This is a genomic window from Streptomyces sp. NPDC048603 (genome assembly GCF_043199475.1).
Lineage (GTDB): Bacteria > Actinomycetota > Actinomycetes > Streptomycetales > Streptomycetaceae > Streptomyces.
On sequence record NZ_JBICVY010000006.1, the window covers coordinates 260,196 to 277,785 of the forward strand.

The 17,590-nt window shown below is 72.6% G+C and carries 19 protein-coding genes; 8 read left to right on the plus strand and 11 right to left on the minus strand.

Annotated elements, in window-relative coordinates; all coding sequences use genetic code 11:
- Nucleotides 1-45 precede the first annotated feature (45 nt).
- Nucleotides 46-975 carry a helix-turn-helix transcriptional regulator gene (locus ACGFQ9_RS16760; protein WP_393574537.1) on the plus strand — a complete coding sequence of 310 codons (930 nt, stop codon included), beginning with the start codon at nucleotides 46-48 and terminating at the stop codon, nucleotides 973-975.
- 34 nt (nucleotides 976-1,009) lie between these two features.
- Here the strand turns inward: ACGFQ9_RS16760 and ACGFQ9_RS16765 are convergent, their stop codons facing one another.
- The 3 genes from ACGFQ9_RS16765 to ACGFQ9_RS16775 all read right to left on the minus strand — a co-directional run bounded on the left by ACGFQ9_RS16765 (nucleotide 1,010) and on the right by ACGFQ9_RS16775 (nucleotide 3,437).
- Nucleotides 1,010-1,438 carry an Ig domain-containing protein gene (locus tag ACGFQ9_RS16765; RefSeq protein ID WP_393574538.1) on the minus strand — a complete coding sequence of 143 codons (429 nt, stop codon included), beginning with the start codon at nucleotides 1,436-1,438 and terminating at the stop codon, nucleotides 1,010-1,012.
- 255 nt (nucleotides 1,439-1,693) lie between these two features.
- Nucleotides 1,694-2,950, minus strand: a complete 1,257-nt coding sequence (locus tag ACGFQ9_RS16770) for an Ig-like domain-containing protein (RefSeq protein WP_393574539.1) — start codon at nucleotides 2,948-2,950, stop codon at nucleotides 1,694-1,696.
- Between the two features lie 145 nt (nucleotides 2,951-3,095).
- The gene (locus ACGFQ9_RS16775; RefSeq protein ID WP_393574540.1) at nucleotides 3,096-3,437 is read right to left on the minus strand and encodes a hypothetical protein; all 342 of its coding nucleotides are present in this window, start codon (nucleotides 3,435-3,437) and stop codon (nucleotides 3,096-3,098) included.
- 108 nt (nucleotides 3,438-3,545) lie between these two features.
- Between ACGFQ9_RS16775 and ACGFQ9_RS16780 the strand changes: the two genes are divergently transcribed.
- The gene (locus tag ACGFQ9_RS16780) at nucleotides 3,546-3,848 is read left to right on the plus strand and encodes a hypothetical protein (RefSeq protein ID WP_393574541.1); all 303 of its coding nucleotides are present in this window, start codon (nucleotides 3,546-3,548) and stop codon (nucleotides 3,846-3,848) included.
- Nucleotides 3,849-3,922: 74 nt separating this feature from the next.
- Here the strand turns inward: ACGFQ9_RS16780 and hutH are convergent, their stop codons facing one another.
- From hutH to ACGFQ9_RS16795, 3 genes are read right to left on the minus strand one after another with little or no spacing between them, the layout of a single operon-like run.
- Nucleotides 3,923-5,464: a histidine ammonia-lyase gene (gene hutH, locus ACGFQ9_RS16785; RefSeq protein WP_393574767.1), complete on the minus strand. Its 1,542-nt coding sequence runs from the start codon at nucleotides 5,462-5,464 to the stop codon at nucleotides 3,923-3,925.
- Between the two features lie 41 nt (nucleotides 5,465-5,505).
- Nucleotides 5,506-6,141, minus strand: a complete 636-nt coding sequence (locus tag ACGFQ9_RS16790; protein WP_393574542.1) for a dihydrofolate reductase family protein — start codon at nucleotides 6,139-6,141, stop codon at nucleotides 5,506-5,508.
- Complete coding sequence (locus ACGFQ9_RS16795; RefSeq protein ID WP_393574543.1) at nucleotides 6,141-7,010, minus strand: alpha/beta fold hydrolase; 870 nt, start codon at nucleotides 7,008-7,010, stop codon at nucleotides 6,141-6,143. Before ACGFQ9_RS16795 ends, ACGFQ9_RS16790 begins: the two co-directional genes overlap by 1 nt.
- A gap of 130 nt (nucleotides 7,011-7,140) precedes the next feature.
- On the opposite strand from ACGFQ9_RS16795, the gene ACGFQ9_RS16800 reads away from it, so the two are divergent.
- Complete coding sequence (locus ACGFQ9_RS16800; protein WP_393574544.1) at nucleotides 7,141-7,788, plus strand: TetR/AcrR family transcriptional regulator; 648 nt, start codon at nucleotides 7,141-7,143, stop codon at nucleotides 7,786-7,788.
- A 129-nt stretch (nucleotides 7,789-7,917) separates the two neighbouring features.
- Here ACGFQ9_RS16800 and ACGFQ9_RS16805 read toward each other — a convergent pair whose 3' ends face one another.
- The 4 genes from ACGFQ9_RS16805 to ACGFQ9_RS16820 form a co-directional block, all read right to left on the minus strand.
- Complete coding sequence (locus ACGFQ9_RS16805; RefSeq protein WP_393574545.1) at nucleotides 7,918-9,033, minus strand: diguanylate cyclase domain-containing protein; 1,116 nt, start codon at nucleotides 9,031-9,033, stop codon at nucleotides 7,918-7,920.
- Between the two features lie 103 nt (nucleotides 9,034-9,136).
- Nucleotides 9,137-9,955 (minus strand): enoyl-CoA hydratase/isomerase family protein, encoded by an 819-nt coding sequence (locus ACGFQ9_RS16810; RefSeq protein WP_393574546.1) that lies wholly within the window; start codon nucleotides 9,953-9,955, stop codon nucleotides 9,137-9,139.
- 43 nt (nucleotides 9,956-9,998) lie between these two features.
- Nucleotides 9,999-11,150 (minus strand): adenylate/guanylate cyclase domain-containing protein, encoded by a 1,152-nt coding sequence (locus tag ACGFQ9_RS16815; RefSeq protein WP_393574547.1) that lies wholly within the window; start codon nucleotides 11,148-11,150, stop codon nucleotides 9,999-10,001.
- A 160-nt stretch (nucleotides 11,151-11,310) separates the two neighbouring features.
- Entirely contained in the window at nucleotides 11,311-12,162 is an 852-nt protein-coding gene (locus ACGFQ9_RS16820) for a biotin--[acetyl-CoA-carboxylase] ligase (RefSeq protein ID WP_393574548.1), read from the minus strand.
- Nucleotides 12,163-12,306: 144 nt separating this feature from the next.
- Between ACGFQ9_RS16820 and ACGFQ9_RS16825 the strand changes: the two genes are divergently transcribed.
- The 4 genes from ACGFQ9_RS16825 to ACGFQ9_RS16840 all read left to right on the plus strand — a co-directional run bounded on the left by ACGFQ9_RS16825 (nucleotide 12,307) and on the right by ACGFQ9_RS16840 (nucleotide 14,963).
- Nucleotides 12,307-13,893, plus strand: coding sequence for an acyl-CoA carboxylase subunit beta (locus ACGFQ9_RS16825; RefSeq protein WP_393574549.1), 1,587 nt, complete (start codon nucleotides 12,307-12,309; stop codon nucleotides 13,891-13,893).
- Nucleotides 13,894-13,901: 8 nt separating this feature from the next.
- Nucleotides 13,902-14,108, plus strand: a complete 207-nt coding sequence (locus ACGFQ9_RS16830; RefSeq protein ID WP_393574550.1) for an acyl-CoA carboxylase epsilon subunit — start codon at nucleotides 13,902-13,904, stop codon at nucleotides 14,106-14,108.
- Nucleotides 14,109-14,197: 89 nt separating this feature from the next.
- Nucleotides 14,198-14,332, plus strand: coding sequence for a morphogenic membrane protein MmpB (mmpB, locus tag ACGFQ9_RS16835; protein ID WP_393574551.1), 135 nt, complete (start codon nucleotides 14,198-14,200; stop codon nucleotides 14,330-14,332).
- A 22-nt stretch (nucleotides 14,333-14,354) separates the two neighbouring features.
- Complete coding sequence (locus tag ACGFQ9_RS16840) at nucleotides 14,355-14,963, plus strand: nucleoside triphosphate pyrophosphatase (protein ID WP_393574552.1); 609 nt, start codon at nucleotides 14,355-14,357, stop codon at nucleotides 14,961-14,963.
- Between the two features lie 3 nt (nucleotides 14,964-14,966).
- On the opposite strand, the gene ACGFQ9_RS16845 is transcribed toward ACGFQ9_RS16840, so the two are convergent.
- A complete protein-coding gene (locus tag ACGFQ9_RS16845) occupies nucleotides 14,967-15,428 on the minus strand; it encodes a hypothetical protein (RefSeq protein WP_393574553.1) in 462 nt (153 codons plus the stop codon).
- A 306-nt stretch (nucleotides 15,429-15,734) separates the two neighbouring features.
- Between ACGFQ9_RS16845 and ACGFQ9_RS16850 the strand changes: the two genes are divergently transcribed.
- Nucleotides 15,735-17,498: an acetyl/propionyl/methylcrotonyl-CoA carboxylase subunit alpha gene (locus tag ACGFQ9_RS16850; protein ID WP_393574554.1), complete on the plus strand. Its 1,764-nt coding sequence runs from the start codon at nucleotides 15,735-15,737 to the stop codon at nucleotides 17,496-17,498.
- Nucleotides 17,499-17,590 lie beyond the last annotated feature (92 nt).

Consider the following 17,590-nt stretch of genomic DNA (forward strand, 5'->3'; position numbering starts at 1 on the left):
GGATGAGCCCGGGGCCGGGGCGGGCCCGCCGGTGATACTGACGGTATGGACCAGCTTGATCAGCGAGCCGAACTGAGCGAGTTCCTGCGTTCCCGGCGGGCCCGGCTGCAGCCGCAGGACGTGGGGCTGCCGGCGTACGGGCGGCACCGGCGGGTGCCGGGACTGCGCCGCGAGGAACTGGCGCAGCTGGCCGGGGTGTCGGTGGCGTACTACACGCGGCTGGAGCAGGGCCACGGGCAGAACGTCTCGGTGGAGGTGCTGGACTCCATCGCCCGGGCGCTGCGGCTGGACGAGGTGGAGCGGGAGCACCTGGTGCACCTGGCCCGTCCGAAGGGGCGCGGGCGGATGTGCCGGCAGAGCTACCGGCCCGAGCGGGTCCGCCCGGAGCTGCTGACGCTGCTCGAGGCCATGGAGGGCGTACCGGCGTACATCGTGGGCCGGCGGCAGGACGTGATCGGCTGGAACCGGCTGGCGCGGGCGGTGTTCGGGGACTTCGAGGCGATGCCGCCGGCGGAGCGGAACCTGGTCCGGCTGGTGTTCCTGGACGAGGCCACGGCCGCGCTGTACCAGGACTGGGACTGCCGGGCCTGTGAAGTGGTCAGCAATCTGCGGCTGTACGCGGGGCTGCACCCGGAGGACCCGCAGCTGTCCCCGCTGGTGGGCGAGCTGTCGGTGAAGAACGAGGAGTTCCGGCGGCTGTGGGCGGCGCACACGGTCGCGGACAAGGCGCACGGCGTGAAGCGGCTGCGGCATCCGCTGGTGGGGCCGATGTCGCTGTCGTTCGAGACGTTCCGGGTGACGGACAACCCGGAACAGGCGCTGGTCACCTTCCATGCGGAGCCCGGCTCGCCGTCCGCGGAGGCGCTGGCGCTGCTGAACTCCTGGGGTGTGCCCGAACGGGCCCGGCAGGAACAGGCTCAGCCGGACGAGCAGCCGGACCGGGGAGCGGCACGGCGGGCGGACCGGACCCCGTAGGGACGGCCCGCCCACCGCGTCACCGTCCGGGCGGTCAGCAGCGCGGGCAGGCGTCGCGGATCACGCGCCAGGTGAACGAGGTGCTCCCCGAGTTGCCGGAAGTGTCGGTCGCGGTCACGGTGACCGTACGGGTCCCGGCGCCGCGCAGGAACCCGGAGATCTTGCCGGTGGCGGGGTCGATCCGGGTGCCGGTCGGCAGGTTGACGGCCGACCAGGTGTAGGGCGTGGTGCCGCCGGAGGCGGTCATCTGCAGACTGACGCTGTCGTACTGGTAGCCGGTCTGCGTGCCGGGGTTGGCGACGACGATCGCGGCCGCGGCGGTGCTCCTGGCGACCGCCGGGCCGGCCTCGGCGGCGGGGGCGGCCGCGTGGGCCGGTGCGCCGGCCAGGGCGAGCATGACGGCCAGGCCGCCGACCAGGGCGGCCGTGGGGCCGCGGCGGAACGCGCGGGAAGAGTTTCTCAAGAGGACCCTCCGAGCTCGACGGGGGCCGGCCGCCTCCGCGGACGGCCCGGACATGCGCACGCGCACGCCGGTGGCGTGCGCGTTCGAAGTGCGGTCGTGCGTGTCCGAATTTCGTTGAGCCCCGGCAGCATAGGCCCGGCGCCTGCGGAGCACCAGTACGCGAGACGGAAACGCGTACGGCGGGGAGCTCCGGGCGGTGTGCCCGGGTGCTCCCCGCCGTACGCGGGGTTCCGGTGGCGGGAGACGCGCGGTGGATCAGACCGCGGAGCCGGCCTTCCAGGAGGCCCAGTCCATGTTCCAGCCGTTCAGGCCGTTGTCCGGCTTGATGGTCTTGTCCGGGGAGTTGGTGACCGTGACGACGTCGCCGATCAGCGAGTTGTCGAAGAACCAGGCGGCGGGCTGGTTCGGGTCGCCGGCGCCCTGGACGTCGTTCAGGCCGACACAGCCGTGGCTGGTGTTGACGCTGCCGAAGACCGAGTCGGCGCCCCAGTAGTTGCCGTGGATGAACGTCCCGGAGGTGGACAGCCGCATCGCGTGCGGGACGTCCTTGATGTCGTACTCACCCTTGCCGTCGTCGTCCGTGAAGCCGACGGTGGCGCCGTTCATCCGGGTCTCCTTGAACTTCTCGGAGATCACCATCTGACCGTTGTAGGTCGGGTTGGCCGGGGCGCCCGCGGAGATCGGGATGGTCTTGACGACCTGCCCGTCCCGGGTGACCGTCATCTTCTTCGTCTTGGCGTCGACGACCGAGACCTGGCTGCGGTCGATCTTGAAGGTGGCGGTGCGGTCCTGGACGCCGACGACGCCGGGAGCGCTCTGCACGCCCTCCAGCTTCATCTTCAGCGTGACGGTGGAGTTCGCCTTCCAGTACTGCTCGGGGCGGAAGTCCAGCCGCTGGGCGCTGAACCAGTGGCCGACGATCTCCTGGCCGCTGGTGGAGGTGACGGTGATCGCCGACTGGACCGCCTTCTTGTCCCTGATCGGCTTGTTGAAGGTGATCGAGACCGGCATGCCGACGCCGACCTTGGAGCCGTCCTCCGGGGTGAACGAGCCGACGAAGCTGTTCTCCGGGGAGACCGTGGTGAAGGAGGCGTTCTCGTGCGCCTCGCGGCCCCCGGCGTCCTTCGCGGTCGCCGACAGCGAGTACTTCGCGGAGCGCTTGAGCGCGGCGTCCGGCTTCCAGCTCTTGCCGTCGGCGGAGATCTTGCCGGGGACGGCGCCGCCCTCGGAGGACTTCAGCTCCACCTTGGTGAGGGTGCCGTCGCTGACGGTCACGGCGGTGGAGTTCAGACCGGCGTTGGTGGCGCCGTCCTTGGGGGTGATGGCTATTCGGGCCTTGGACGTGTCCTTGGCCGCGGCGGCGTCGACGTCCGCCTGGGAGTTCCCGCTCGCCGCGCCGTCCTTCGGCTTCTCGTCGCTGCCGCCGTCGTTACAGCCCGCGAGCACCAGCACCCCGCCGAGCAGGGCGGATACGGCCGCCAGGCCTCTCCGCCGCTTGCTGTTCGTCCTCACACTCACTCCATCGTTGCCGGAACCCCGAGGATGGAACCTGAGCATCGGTCCCAAGACAGGGGACGGAGCCCCCTCCTTGGACGGACAAACGCAAGCGGCGGGGGGATCGGTTCCACATACGGTTCCGATGTGGGCCACCCCACTGTCAGGCGCTGTCGTCCTCCTCGTTGAAGACCCCATCTTCCTCGTCGATGTCCCACTCCAGGGAGTCGGGGTCGTAATCGACCGCCTCGGTGCTCCAGGAGGCCTGTGCGAGCTCCACTCCGGGCACCTCCGCGACCAGGTCGGTGGGGTCGATGAGATAGGCCAGCGCCTCCGCCTCGTCCTCGCGGACGGTCGCCTCGGCGTGCGAGCGCTCGTCCTCGGGCATGTACTCGTCGGCCTTGATGTGCTCCAGCGCCGCTCCGGTGAGTGCATCCGGATCCGGCACTTCCAGTACCAGATCAACACGAAGCCGGATGAATCTCGTCGTCTCTGATGTCTCCATGAGACGGAGAGTAAGCCTGCGGGCCGCCCCGACTTTCCCACGACCCGCCCCTTTCATTAGCATCGGCCCACACGGCCAATTCGCTGCTGCCACAAGGGGGATCGAACCGTGTCCGCACGTCGACCGCTGCTCACCGCCCTGGGGGCGACCACCCTCCTCGGCGCCCTCTGGTTCGTCCCCTCGGCCAACGCCACCGCTCCGGAGCGCTCCGGCACGCCCGCCGCCGACACCACCCCGGTGAGCGGGAACGCCGCTTCCCCGCAGGCGGGAGCGCAGTCCGCACCGCCGCAGCTCGCGCTCGCCGACACCGGCGGCCCGGACACCACTCCGTACGTCTTCGGCGGCGTGGCCTGCCTGGGCGTCGGCGCCGGCTTCGTGGTCCTCTCGGCGAGCCGTACGCGCGCCCGGTAGCGCCCCGGCGCCCCGACACGGCGAAGGGCCGCCCCACCTTCAGTGGGGCGGCCCTTCGGCGTTGGGTCGGACACTCAGGCGAGCGGCCCGGTGACGCTCTCCACCGCCGCGACGAGCCCGCCCGTACGGACGAACTCCTCGGCGGCGGCCAGGTCGGGGGCGAGGAAACGGTCCGGCCCGGGACCGCCCACACCGGCCGCGCGCGCCGCGGCCACGGCCGCCTGCGAGGCGGGCGCCGGGACCAGCCCGGTGCGCAGCTCGACCGCGCGGGTGGCGGCGTACAGCTCCACGGCGACGATGCGGGTCAGGTTGTCGATGGCGGTACGCAGCTTGCGGGCGGCGGACCAGCCCATCGAGACGTGGTCCTCCTGCATCGCGGAGGACGGGATCGAGTCGGCGGAGGCCGGGACGGCCAGCCGCTTCATCTCGCTGACCAGCGCGGCCTGCGTGTACTGGGCGATCATCAGGCCGGAGTCCACGCCGGCGTCGTCCGCCAGGAAGGGCGGCAGGCCGTGGTTGCGGTTCTTGTCCAGCAGCCGGTCGGTGCGGCGCTCGGCGATCGAGCCGAGGTCGGCGGCGGCGATCGCGAGGAAGTCCAGGACGTACGCCACGGGCGCGCCGTGGAAGTTGCCGTTGGACTCGACCCGGCCGTCCGGGAGGACGACGGGGTTGTCCACGGCGGCGGCCAGCTCGCGGGAGGCCACCAGGGCGGCGTGCGCGATGGTGTCGCGGCCGGCGCCGGCCACCTGCGGGGCGCAGCGCACCGAGTAGGCGTCCTGCACCCGGGGGGCCTCGTCGTCCTGGAAGTGCCCGGTGAGGCCGGAACCCTTGAGCACGGCGGCCATGTTGGCGGCGGAGTCGCCCTGCCCGGGGTGCGGGCGGATGGCGTGCAGCTCGGGGGCGAGCACCTTGTCGGTGCCGAGCAGCGCCTCCAGGGAGAGCGCGGCGGTGATGTCGGCGGAGGTGTAGAGCCGGCGGAGGTCGGCGAGGGCCATGCAGAGCATGCCGAGCATGCCGTCGGTGCCGTTGAGGAGGGCCAGGCCCTCCTTCTCGCGGAGCTCGACGGGGGTGATGCCGTGCTCGGCGAGGAGCTCGCCGGCCGGGCGGAGGGTGCCGTCGGGGCCCTCGGCGTCGCCCTCGCCCATGAGCGCGAGCGCGCAGTGGGAGAGCGGCGCGAGGTCGCCGGAGCAGCCGAGGGAGCCGTACTCGTGGACGACCGGGGTGATGCCGGCGTTGAGTACGTCGGCCATGGTCTGGGCGACCTCAGGGCGGACGCCGGTGTGGCCGGAGGCGACGGTCTTCAGCCGCAGGAACATCAGGGCGCGGACCACCTCGCGCTCGACCCGCGGCCCCATGCCGGCCGCGTGCGAGCGGACGATGTTGCGCTGGAGCTGTGCCCGCAGGTCCTGCGAGATGTGCCGGGTGGCGAGGGCGCCGAACCCGGTGGACACCCCGTAGACGGGCTCGGGCTTGGCGGCCAGCGCGTCCACGATCGCGCGGGCGCGCCCGAGCGCGTCGAGGGCCTCTGCGGACAACTCGACCCGCGCGTTCCCGCGGGCCACGGCGATGACGTCCTCGGCGGTGGTGCCGGACGTCCCCACCACGACGGTTTGCATATCCATATTCAGCACCCTACGGACTGAATCTCAATATGTCACTAGTGTCCCGGGGCACGTCCCCGGGACACCCGGTACCGGATGTGGGTGACCTCGCCGGTCCCCACGGTCCGCTCCGGGGCGAGGGCGATCTCCGGGTCCACGCCGTCGAGCAGCCGGACGCCGGAGCCCAGGACCAGCGGGGCCAGGTGCACCTCCAGTTCGTCCACCAGGCCGGCGTTGAGGTACTGCCGGACGGTCTCGGCCCCGCCCGCGATCTGCACGTCCTTCTCGCCGGCCGCCTCCCGGGCCTGCTCCAGGGCCTCGTGCGCGCCGTGGGTGACGAAGTGGAAGGTGGTCCCTCCGCCCCGCTCCCAGGGCCCGCGCGGGGTGTGGGTGAGGACGAACACGGGCGCCCGGAAAGGCGGCGGGTCCGGCCAGTCGGCCTCGCCCTCGTCGAACATCCGGCGGCCCATGACGTAGGCGCCGGCCCGTGCGAAGTTCTCCTCGACGATCTCGCCCGAGGCGCTGCGCCCGCCGCCGCCGAGGCTCTGCCGCTCCCGCCAGGCCTCCACCTCGTAGAGCCAGCGGTGGATCTTCATGCCGCCGTCCCCGAGCGGGTTGCCGGGGCGGGCGTTGGGGCCGGCGACGTAGCCGTCGAGGCTCATCCCGATCGACACGAACACCCTGCCGCCCATCAGCGCTCCTCCTCTTCACCGTCCGGGCCGAAGAACTCCGCCAGCACGGGCGCCACGGCCTTCGCCTCCACGCCGTGGTCCTGCCCCTCCAGGGTGCGGCGCACGGCGCCGGGCAGCACCCCGGCCAGCGCGTCGGCGGCCGCGTGGATCCAGGGGAAGCTCGCGTCGCCGTCGGCGACCAGCACCGGCACGGACACCGGGGACCAGCGGCCCTCCGGCAGCGGGCGGCCGCGCATGGTGTCCCCCATGGCCGCGGCGTCGTACGGGAGGGTGTGCGCGACCGACTCCATGAAGCCCCACGACGGGTCCTGGCGCATCCCGCCGAGGTATTCGGCGGGCACTCCGACCGCGGCCGTCATGAAGTACTCGACCATGTCCCCGCGGGAGCCCCCGGCCAGCAGCGCGGTCAGCCGGTCGAGGTAGTCGGCGGGGACCGGCGGCCGGCTGCCGTCCACGACGAAGGGCGGCTCGTACAGGGCGAGACGGGTGACGGCCGCGCCGCGGGCGACCGCCTCCAGGGCGAGCACCGCGCCGGAGGAGATGCCGAACAGGTACGCCGTTCCGCCCACGGCGGCGATCACCGCGGACAGGTCCTCCACCTCGCGCCGTACGTCGTACCGCGCGGCGGAACCCCCCTCGCCGGTGTCACCGGCCCCGCCGCTGTCGCCGCTGTCGCCGCGGCCCCGGCGGTCGTAGGCGACGACGGTGAAGCGACCGGCGAGCTCCTCGGCGAGCTCGCGCCAGCGCGGGTCCTCGCGCACCCCGAACGCGCCGCTGACCAGGACCAGGGCCGGTCCTGCGCCCCTCCGGTCGAAGGCGATGACGGTGCCGTCGGCCGAGACCGCGGTCTCGGAAGTCACGGCAGTCACGGCAGTCATGGAATCCCCCTCAATGTGTACGCCGTTCACATCGGCTGTCGGTAGAGTAGCCACAGAAAGTGGACGCTGTCCACATGAAGGTTCCGCGCCGTACCGCGAACTCCCCGAAGGAGCAGGCCAGATGACAGCCACACCCGACCCGACGCCACCGAAACGCAGCACCTACCGTCACGGGAACCTGCGCCGGGCCCTGCTCGACGCGGCGGTGGAACTCGCGGCCGAGGGCGGGCCCGCGGCGGTCTCCCTGCGCGAGGTGACCCGGCGGGCCGGGGTGGCCCCCAATGCCGCCTACCGGCACTTCGCCGACCGGGACGCCCTGGTCCACGCCGTCTCGATGGCGGCCATGGCGGGGGTCGCCGCCCGCATGGAGGCCGAGCAGGCGGCGGTGCCGGCGACCGCGGACCCGGCCACCCGGGCACGCGCCCGGTTCCGGGCCGTCGGCACCGGCTACCTCGGCTACGCGGTCGCCGAACCGGGGCTGTTCCGGGCCGCCTTCCACACCCCGGCCGACATGACCCACGCGGCCGACGACACGGCCGCCGGAGAGCAGGGGCTGACCCCCTTCGAGATCCTCGGCTCCGCGCTGGACGGCCTGGTGGAGGCGGGCCTGCTGCCGCCGGAGCGGCGCCCGGGCGCCGAGTTCCTCGCCTGGTCCGCGGTCCACGGACTCGCGGTCCTGATGATCGACGGCCCGCTCCGCGGCATCACCCCCGAGCAGGCCCGCGCAGCCGGCCAGGACGTCATCTCGATGGTCGAGCGGGGCCTCTGAGGCCACACGCCGCCGTGTGGGCAGGCGTGCCGTCCACGCCGCCGTGCGGCAGGCGTGCCGCGTCGCCATCACCCTGCGGAACGCCTGCCCACACCTTCCGCGGAGCCGCGCACACACTTCGGCGGAGGGTCAGCCGCGGCCGCGGAAGCGGCGGCGTTCGGCGGGCGTGGCGGGGCGGGCCGCGTCGGCGAGGCGGACCACGGCGGTGTCCCGCCCCGCCACCACCGGCTTCGCCGACCGCGCGGCCTTCGCCTTGTACTGCGCCGCGTCCGCCAGCCGGAACAGCCGCCGCGAGGACTTCAGCGGCCCGATGTCGTCCCCCGTGGAGGCGACCCCGCAGGCCACCCCCTCACCCAGCTCCAGCTCCCCCGCCCGCTCGCACACCAGCTCCGCCACCCGTACGACCTCGTCCGCCGACGGACCGACCGAGACCACGCAGAACTCGTCCCCGCCCAGCCGCGCGACCAGCGCGCCCGGCAGCATCGCCCCGCACAGGCTGAGCACCGACCCGAACCGCTCCAGCAGCCGGTCGCCCGTCGCGTGCCCGAGGGTGTCGTTGACCCGCTTCAGGCCGTTCAGGTCGCAGACCACCAGGCTGACCACCGCCCCGGCCGCCCGGTGCTGTTCGAGGGCCTCGTCCAGCCGCATGTCCACCGCCCGGCGGTTCGCCAGCCCGGTCAGCGGATCGGTGAAGGCCAGCCGCCGCGCCTCCTCCAGCCGCTCGTTCTGCGCCAGTCCGGCGGCCACCACGGCCGCCAGGACCGCCGCGAACTCCGCGTCGTCCCCGTCGAACCCGGGCAGCCCCTCGTCCCGGGCGACGTAGAGCTCGCCCCAGGCCCGCCCGCTGAGGACGAGCGGCGCCACCACGCAGGACCCGCGGCGGCGCCGGCGCAGCGCCTCCCCGCGCCGCCCGGGACGGCCGCTGCCGGCGCTCTCCACCCAGGCGTGCGGGCCGCCGCCCCCGGCCCAGCGCTCGTGCAGGAACTCGGTGATCTCCGGGAAGTCGTGCACGGGGTAGGACTCGTCCTCGGGGAACTCCTCCTCGCCGGGACGCCGCGCCCCCTCGTTCACCAGGACGCGCAGCCGGCCCCGCTCGCGCTCCCACGCGGAGATCGCGGCGAACGACCCGTCGATCGCGGTGCGCGCCCCGTGCGCGGCAGCCCGCACCGCATCCCTCGGCGTGTGCGCCGCCGCCATGGCCTGCGCCAGGGTCACCACGGCCCGCAGCCGCCCGTCCACTCCCATCACCCCAGAGTAGGGAGCTTTGTCCGATTTAGTGACACCTGATGCGGCATCCGGTCGTGCGACCGTCACACAGAGCCACGCGCCGGGCCATCGGCGGCACGGATCAGCGGCCGGGCCAGTTCGGCTTCCGCTTCTCGTTGAAGGCCGCCACGCCCTCCGCCCGGTCCCCGGAGAAGGCGACCGTGCGCCAGGCGGCGTCCTCGATCTCCAGCCCGGCCGTCAGGTCCATCCCGTGCCCCAGCCGCAGCGCCCGCTTGGCCGCCCGCAGCCCCACCGGCGAGTTCGCCGCGATGGCCCCGGCCAGCTCCAGCGCCCGCTCCCGGTCGCGGCCCGCACCGACCAGCTCGTCCACCAGGCCCAGCGCCAGGGCCTCCGCCCCCTCCACCCGCCGGGCAGTGAAGATCAGCTCCGCCGCCCGCGCCGCGCCCACCCGGCGCGGCAGCAGCTGCGTACCGCCGCCGCCCGGGATCACCCCGACCGAGACCTCCGGCAGACCCACCACCGCGGTCTCGTCCGCCACGATCAGGTCGCAGGCCAGCGCCAGCTCGAAGCCGCCGCCCAGCGCGAACCCGTGCACCGCCGCGACCGTCGGCATCGGCAGCTCCAGCACGCCGCCGTACGCGCCGCGCGTGGTCGGCCGCTGCGCGACCAGTTCGGCGTCCGAGAGCGAGTTCCGCTCCTTGAGGTCCGCGCCCACGCAGAACGCCCGCTCGTGCGTCGAGGTCAGGACCACCACCCGGGCGTCCGGGTCCGCGGCCAGCGCGGCGCAGGCCGCGCCGATGGACCGGGCCATCTCCGTGGACACCGCGTTCATCGCCTTGGGCCGGTCCAGCACCAGCTCCACGACCCCGGTCGCACCGCCGTCGCCGTGCCGGCGCACCTCGACGAACTCCCCGAAGCGCTGACCCTGACCCTGATCCATCCGACCCACCCGACCCTCCCGGTTAACGAGCGTTATCGCCCTGTCAACCGGGGATCTTAGGCGTACGCCGGGTCAGCGACCAGGGCTCCACGACTCCCAGCCCGCGCACCGGCCGCTGCCACATCGGCTGCAGGGCGAAGCGGTAGGACCCGCCGCCCTCCTCCGCCTCGGCTTCCTTCTCCGAGACCGGCGCCGCGCCCGTACGGCCGAGCTCCTCGGCCATCGCCCCGTCCACCAGCACCGCGTCCTTGGGCGCTATCGAGGTGAGCCGGCTCGCCAGGTTCACCGTGGTCCCGAAGACGTCGCCCATGCGGGTCGTGACCGTCCCGAAGGCGATGCCGACGCGCAGCTCCGGCATCTGCGGGTCCGCCTCCATGGTCTCGATGAGCCGGAGCGCGATCTCCGCGGCCGTCCCCGCGTCGTCCGCGGCGAACAGCACCTCGTCGCCCAGCGTCTTGATCAGCCGTCCGCCGTGCGCGGCCACCAGGTCCGCGCAGGTGGTCTCGAACGCCTCGACCAGCTCGCCGAGCTCCTCTTCCTCCAGACGCCGCGTCAAACGGGTGAATCCGACGAGGTCGGCGAAGCCGACGGCCAGCCGCCGGTCCACCATCTCCTCGTCGTCCGCGGCCTGCACCACGCGGCCGGTGGCTGCGGCCAGCTGCCGCCGCCATACGTAGACGAGGAACTCCTCCAGCTCCGGCAGCAGCAGCTCGACCAGCGGGTACGTGACCTCGGTCCGGGTCATCCCCGGCTCCGGCGGCTCCGTGAGCCCCTCCAGGAAGGAATCGATCTGCCATTCGGCCAGCCGGGCGGTGGTCTGCCCGGTGGACCGGGCCACCTGCACCGCCATCGGCTCGCTCAGCAGCCCCGCCTCGACCAGACCCGCCAGCCGGCGCAGCGCCAGCACGTCCGCCTCGGTGAGCGCCCGCGCCTGGCCGATGTCCGCGAAGCCCATCGCCCGCCAGAAGCGGGAGGCCAGCTCCATCGACACACCCGCGCTGCGCGCCGCCTGGAACGGCGTGTACCGGCGCTCCGCACCCAGGATCAGCTGCTCCAGCCGGATGGCGAGGGGATCGGCGGTCGGCTGTGCGGTGTGGTCCACCTCGTGGTGCGGGTGGTGCTGGTCACGCCCGATGGGCATCACGTGGCTACCGCTCGGGGACACCGCGCCGGAACCAGCGTCGTCGACGGTCAAGGGCCGCCTCCTGTCCATTCCGTGCGCACCGCCCTGCGAACCGGTTGATCACCGGGAGCACCGGGATCGCCTAAACCATACGGCAGGTGTGCCGTAGCTCACTCCTCCACCTGGGGCCGGATTTCCCTCCGGTGTGCTTCCGGCCCCGCCAGTGCCTCCTTCAGTGCCCGCGCAGGTGGATGACGTCGCCCGCGGACACCGCCTCGCGGGTGCCCTCGGCCGTACGGACGACCAGGCGGCCGTCCGCGTCCACCGCCTCCGCCGTACCGGTGAGCTCACGGCCGCCCGGCAGCTCCGCCCGGACGTGCCGGGCCAGCGTGGCGCAGCCCGCCGCGTAGGTCTCCTGCAGGCCGCACTCGGCCGCGTCGCCGCCCGCCGCGAGCCAGCGCCCGTACCAGTCCTCCATCGACCGCAGCACGGCCTTCAGCACCGGTTCGCGGTCGGTGACGGCGGCCTTGGCCAGCGCCAGCGAGCCGGCCGCGGGCACCGGCAGCTCGTCCTCCGTCAGCGTGACGTTGAGGCCGATGCCGATGACGAGCCCGTCGTCCACGCGCTCGGCGAGGATGCCGCCCGCCTTCCGCTCCTCCCCGTCCACGGTGACGAGCAGGTCGTTGGGCCATTTGAGGGCCGTGTCCACCCCGGCGGCCTGGGCCACCCCGGCGGCGGTCGCGACCCCGGCCAGCAGCGTGAGCCAGCCCCACTGTCCGGCCGGCACCCGCTTGCCGGGCTTGAGCAGGACCGAGAAGAACAGGCCGGAGCGGGCGGGGGCGACCCAGCTGCGGTCCAGCCGTCCGCGGCCGGCGGTCTGCTCCTCGGCGACCAGCACGGCCCCCTCGGGCAGCCCGTCGGCCCGCGCCGCCAGGTCGGAGTTGGTCGAGCCGGTGGAGTCCACGACCTCGACGGAGGTCCACAGGCTGCCTTCGGTGAGGAGGGAGCGCCGCAGCGCGGCGGCGGAGAGCGGCGGGCGGTCAAGGCTCGACCAGCGTCCGGCTGAGGCATCGGATGGCGTCATGCAAGCCACATTAGGTGTGTCAAACGCCGCACTGCCGTGCGCCATGCCCGCCGATACGCTACGCACCAGTAGCCAGCAGCTGTCAATCACTTGACCAGGCAGTGGACACCACTGAAGTTCACCACTCAGGGAGCCGCGACCCCGATGTCTCAACCCTCAGAGTCCATCGACATCCACACCACCGCGGGGAAGATCGCGGATCTGCAGCGCCGTATCGACGAGGCCACGCACGCCGGATCCGCGCGGGCGGTGGAGAAGCAGCACGCGAAGGGCAAGCTGACGGCCCGTGAGCGGATCGCGCTGCTTCTGGACGAAGGCTCGTTCGTAGAGCTCGACGAGCTCGCCCGGCACCGTTCGACCAATTTCGGGCTGGAGAAGACCCGCCCCTACGGCGACGGAGTCGTCACCGGCTACGGCACCGTGGACGGACGCCCGGTGGCCGTGTTCTCACAGGACTTCACCGTCTTCGGCGGGGCGCTCGGCGAGGTCTACGGCCAGAAGATCATGAAGGTCATGGACTTCGCGCTGAAGACCGGCTGCCCGGTCGTCGGCATCAACGACTCCGGCGGCGCCCGGATCCAGGAGGGCGTCATGGCCCTCGGCATGTACGGCGAGATCTTCCGCCGGAACACCCTCGCCTCCGGGGTGATCCCGCAGATCAGCCTGGTGGTCGGACCGTGTGCGGGCGGCGCCGTCTACTCCCCGGCGATCACGGACTTCACCGTGATGGTGGACCAGACCTCGCACATGTTCATCACCGGCCCGGACGTCATCAAGACGGTCACCGGCGAGGACGTGGGCTTCGAGGAGCTGGGCGGCGCCCGGACCCACAACACGACCTCGGGCGTGGCGCACCACATGGCGGGCGACGAGAAGGACGCCATCGAGTACGTCAAATCCCTGCTCTCCTTCCTCCCTTCGAACAACCTCTCGGAGCCGCCGGCCTTCCCGGAGGAGGCCGACACGGAGCTCTCGGACTCCGACCGCGAGCTGGACGTCCTGATCCCGGACTCCGCCAACCAGCCGTACGACATGCACACCGTGCTGGAGCACGTGCTGGACGAGGGCGAGTTCCTGGAGACCCAGGCGATGTTCGCGCCGAACATCCTGACCGGCTTCGGCCGGGTCGAGGGCCACCCGGTGGGCATCGTCGCCAACCAGCCGATGCAGTTCGCCGGCTGCCTGGACATCAACGCCTCCGAGAAGGCCGCCCGGTTCGTCCGCACCTGCGACGCCTTCAACATCCCGGTGCTGACCTTCGTGGACGTCCCCGGCTTCCTGCCGGGCGTGGACCAGGAGTACGGCGGCATCATCCGGCGCGGCGCCAAGCTGATCTACGCCTACGCCGAGGCCACCGTCCCGCTGATCACGGTCATCACCCGCAAGGCCTTCGGCGGCGCGTACGACGTCATGGGCTCCAAGCACCTGGGCGCCGACCTGAACCTGGCCTGGCCGACCGCGCAGATCGCCGTGATGGGCGCGCAGGGCGCGGTGAACATCCTGCACCGGCGGGCGATCGCCGAGGCGGAGGATGTCGAGGCCACCCGGGCGCAGCTGATCGCCGAGTACGAGGACACCCTGCTGAACCCGTACACGGCGGCCGACCGCGGTTACGTGGACGCGGTGGTACTCCCGTCCGAGACCCGGGCACACATCGTGAAGGGGCTGCGTGCCCTGCGCACGAAGCGTGAGTCCCTGCCCCCCAAGAAGCACGGGAACATCCCCCTCTAGGAGGTCCGGTGATCAAGGTCGTCAAGGGGAACCCGACCCCCGAGGAGCTGGCCGCCGCACTGGCGGTGGTCCAAGCGCGCGCGGCGGCGCTGGCAGCGGTGTCGCCGGGCGCTCCGGGCGTGGCGGACCAGTGGGCCGATCCGGCCCTGGTGGCGCGGCGGCGGATGCCGCAGCCGGGCCCGCGCGCGTGGGGCCGTACCTACTGGCCCGCATAGCGGTGAAGGGTGTCCCCTAGGGGAACGGAAGGCGGCGCCTGAGTACCCGTACTCAGGCGCCGTTCCGCTTGGGGGCGGAGGATCGGGGCATGCTCTGGTCCGACCCGAAAGACGAGCCGCCGAAGGACATGCGCGAGGCTCAGGCGATGATCCGCCGGCTGACCCTGGTCCTGGCGGTGGCCATGCTGGTCGCCGTGTACGTCCTGGGCGTGGGCGGCCTCTGAGCCCCGCCCTACGATGAGGTCCATGACTTCTGCCGCACCGCGCACCCTGGTCCTCGCCTCCGCATCCCCCGCCCGGCTGAACCTGCTGCGGCAGGCCGGGCTCGCCCCGCACGTGATCGTCAGCAACTTCGACGAGGACTCGCTGGACGCGGACACCCCGGCCGAGCTGGCGCTGGCCCTGGCGGAGGCCAAGGCGGGCGTGGTGGCCGGCCTGCCGGACGCCGCGGGGGCGCTGGTGATCGGCTGCGACTCGGTCCTGGAGCTGGACGGCGAGGCGCTGGGGAAGCCCGCGGACGCCGAGGAGGCCACGGCCCGCTGGAAGTCCATGCGCGGGCGGGCCGGGGTGCTGCGCACCGGGCACTGCGTGATCGACACGGCGGCCGGGCATCAGGTGTCGGCGACGGCCTCCACGACGGTCCGGTTCGGCGAGCCGACGGACGCGGAGGTGGCGGCGTACGTGGCGAGCGGGGAGCCGCTGCACGTGGCCGGGGCGTTCACCCTGGACGGCCTGTCGGGGCCGTTCATCGAGGGCATCGAGGGCGACCACGGGAACGTGATCGGGCTGTCTCTGCCGCTGCTGCGCTCGCTGCTGGGCGAGCTGGGCGTGTCCATCACGGACCTGTGGGCCTGATCATCAGGGACTCGTGGGCCTGATCCCGGAGATCCGCCCGTTTCCGTCCGCCCCCGGCCCAGCGTCCCGGCCGGGGGTGCCGGTGTAGAGCATCAGGGCCAGGACGATCAGGCAGAGGGCCAGCATCAGCACGGCGAAGGCGGACCAGCCCACCAGGCCGACGACCAGCGCGCCGAGCAGCCCGTGGGTCACCGCCGCGCCGAAGAGGACCCCGCGGGCGAACCGGGCGGGCGCCCGGTCGCGTACGGCGGCGAAGCCGAGCAGCCCGGCACACAGCAGCAGGAAGCCGCCCATGCCCGCGCCCAGCACGTAGGTTGCCATAGACATGACATCCGGATCGCTGCCCGCGATCGACATGGACTGGCTTTCCGTCGTGCGCCCCAGCACGACGTGCACCAGGACGACGACCGCCGCCTCCGCGACGAGCACGAGCGCGGCCGTTCCGGCCACCAGTCTCCGCAGCATGCCCGGAGGCTACTAACGGGTAAACCGCGGGACAAGAGTCCGGACACGGGCAAAGAAAGATCAGAGGCTTGGTAGGGATCCCACAAAGATTCATCGCGGGCCGCTGCGCGTGCGCACAGAGACCTTGGCCACATGTCAGGGTTACTGTGCCGTTGGGGATGCCTCCGACCTGGGGCGCCACAAGGGTTCTTTCACTCGACCCGGCCTCGAATCACGCTCTGTGTGGGCAAGCTCACCTCCGGAGACGGGTCGAAAGCCCGTGTCGGCTGTCCCTAAACTCAGCATGATTCTCAGGAGGGAGCCATCGTGCGCAAGGTGCTCATCGCCAACCGTGGCGAAATCGCTGTCCGCGTTGCCCGGGCCTGCCGGGACGCCGGGATCGCGAGCGTAGCCGTATACGCCGATCCGGACCGGGACGCTCTGCACGTCCGCGCGGCCGACGAGGCCTTCGCGTTGGGCGGTGACACCCCCGCCGCCAGCTACCTGGACATCTCCAAGGTCCTGCAGGCCGCCGCCGACTCCGGCGCCGACGCCATCCACCCCGGTTACGGCTTCCTCTCCGAGAACGCCGAGTTCGCGCAGGCGGTCATCGACGCGGGCCTGACCTGGATCGGCCCGCCGCCGCAGGCCATCCGCGACCTCGGCGACAAGGTCGCCGCCCGGCACATCGCCCAGCGCGCCGGCGCGCCGCTGGTGGCCGGCACCCCGGACCCGGTCTCGGGTGCCGACGAGGTCGTCGAGTTCGCCAAGCAGCACGGCCTGCCGATCGCCATCAAGGCCGCCTTCGGCGGCGGCGGCCGCGGCCTGAAGGTCGCACGCACCCTCGAAGAGGTGCCCGAGCTCTACGACTCCGCCGTCCGCGAGGCCGTGGCCGCCTTCGGCCGCGGCGAGTGCTTCGTCGAGCGCTACCTCGACAAGCCCCGCCACGTCGAGACCCAGTGCCTGGCCGACTCCCACGGCAACGTGGTCGTCGTCTCCACGCGTGACTGCTCGCTCCAGCGCCGCCACCAGAAGCTGGTGGAGGAGGCCCCGGCCCCGTTCCTCTCCGAGGAGCAGAACGCCGAGCTGTACGCCGCCTCCAAGGCCATCCTCAAGGAGGCCGGCTACGTCGGCGCCGGCACCGTCGAGTTCCTGGTCGGCCTCGACGGAACGATCTCCTTCCTGGAGGTCAACACCCGCCTCCAGGTCGAGCACCCGGTCACCGAAGAGGTCACCGGCATCGACCTGGTCCGCGAGATGTTCCGCATCGCCGACGGCGAGGAGCTCGGCTACGGCGACCCGCAGCTGCGCGGCCACTCCTTCGAGTTCCGCATCAACGGCGAGGACCCGGGCCGCAACTTCCTCCCGGCCCCCGGCACCGTCACCGTCTTCAACCCGCCGACCGGCCCCGGTGTCCGCCTGGACGCCGGCGTGGAGTCCGGCAGCGTGATCGGCCCGGCCTGGGACTCCCTGCTGGCCAAGCTGATCGTCACCGGCGCCACCCGTGAGCAGGCCCTGCAGCGCGCCGCCCGCGCGCTGGCCGAGTTCCACGTCGAGGGCATGGCCACCGCCATCCCGTTCCACCGCGCGGTCGTCGTCGACAAGGCCTTCGCGCCCACCGACGGCACCCCGTTCAAGGTCCACACCCGCTGGATCGAGACCGAGTTCGTCAACGAGATCCCGGCCTTCGCCGCCCCGGCGGCCGAGGAGACCGAGGACGAGCCCGGCCGCGAGACCGTCGTGGTCGAGGTCGGCGGCAAGCGCCTGGAGGTCTCCCTGCCCTCCTCGCTGGGCATGACCCTGGCCCGTACGGCCGCCGCTGGCGGTGCCAAGCCCAAGCGCCGCGCCGCCAAGAAGTCCGGCCCGGCCGCCTCCGGCGACACCCTGGCCTCGCCCATGCAGGGCACCATCGTCAAGGTCGCCGTCGAGGAGGGCCAGCAGGTCACCGAGGGCGAGCTCGTGGTCGTCCTGGAGGCCATGAAGATGGAGCAGCCGCTCAACGCGCACCGCTCGGGCACCATCGTCGGCCTGAACGCGGAGGTCGGCGCCTCCGTCACCTCCGGCGCCACCATCTGCGAGATCAAGGACTGACGCCCTGATCGAGGACTGACGCCCTGATCAAGGACTGACGTCCCGCACGCAGCACGACGAAGCCCCCGCCCGGATCTTCCGGACGGGGGCTT

Bases quoted from the DNA above. Each gene is read 5' to 3' on its own strand.
- ACGFQ9_RS16760 (WP_393574537.1), top strand. From the start codon at position 46: ATGGACCAGCTTGATCAGCGAGCCGAACTGAGCGAGTTCCTGCGTTCC.
- ACGFQ9_RS16775 (WP_393574540.1), bottom strand. From the start codon at position 3,437: ATGGAGACATCAGAGACGACGAGATTCATCCGGCTTCGTGTTGATCTG.
- hutH (WP_393574767.1), bottom strand. From the start codon at position 5,464: ATGCAAACCGTCGTGGTGGGGACGTCCGGCACCACCGCCGAGGACGTC.
- ACGFQ9_RS16790 (WP_393574542.1), bottom strand. From the start codon at position 6,141: ATGGGCGGCAGGGTGTTCGTGTCGATCGGGATGAGCCTCGACGGCTAC.
- ACGFQ9_RS16800 (WP_393574544.1), top strand. From the start codon at position 7,141: ATGACAGCCACACCCGACCCGACGCCACCGAAACGCAGCACCTACCGT.
- ACGFQ9_RS16805 (WP_393574545.1), bottom strand. From the start codon at position 9,033: ATGGGAGTGGACGGGCGGCTGCGGGCCGTGGTGACCCTGGCGCAGGCC.
- ACGFQ9_RS16810 (WP_393574546.1), bottom strand. From the start codon at position 9,955: ATGGATCAGGGTCAGGGTCAGCGCTTCGGGGAGTTCGTCGAGGTGCGC.
- ACGFQ9_RS16820 (WP_393574548.1), bottom strand. From the start codon at position 12,162: ATGACGCCATCCGATGCCTCAGCCGGACGCTGGTCGAGCCTTGACCGC.
- ACGFQ9_RS16825 (WP_393574549.1), top strand. From the start codon at position 12,307: ATGTCTCAACCCTCAGAGTCCATCGACATCCACACCACCGCGGGGAAG.
- mmpB (WP_393574551.1), top strand. From the start codon at position 14,198: ATGCTCTGGTCCGACCCGAAAGACGAGCCGCCGAAGGACATGCGCGAG.
- ACGFQ9_RS16840 (WP_393574552.1), top strand. From the start codon at position 14,355: ATGACTTCTGCCGCACCGCGCACCCTGGTCCTCGCCTCCGCATCCCCC.
- ACGFQ9_RS16845 (WP_393574553.1), bottom strand. From the start codon at position 15,428: ATGCTGCGGAGACTGGTGGCCGGAACGGCCGCGCTCGTGCTCGTCGCG.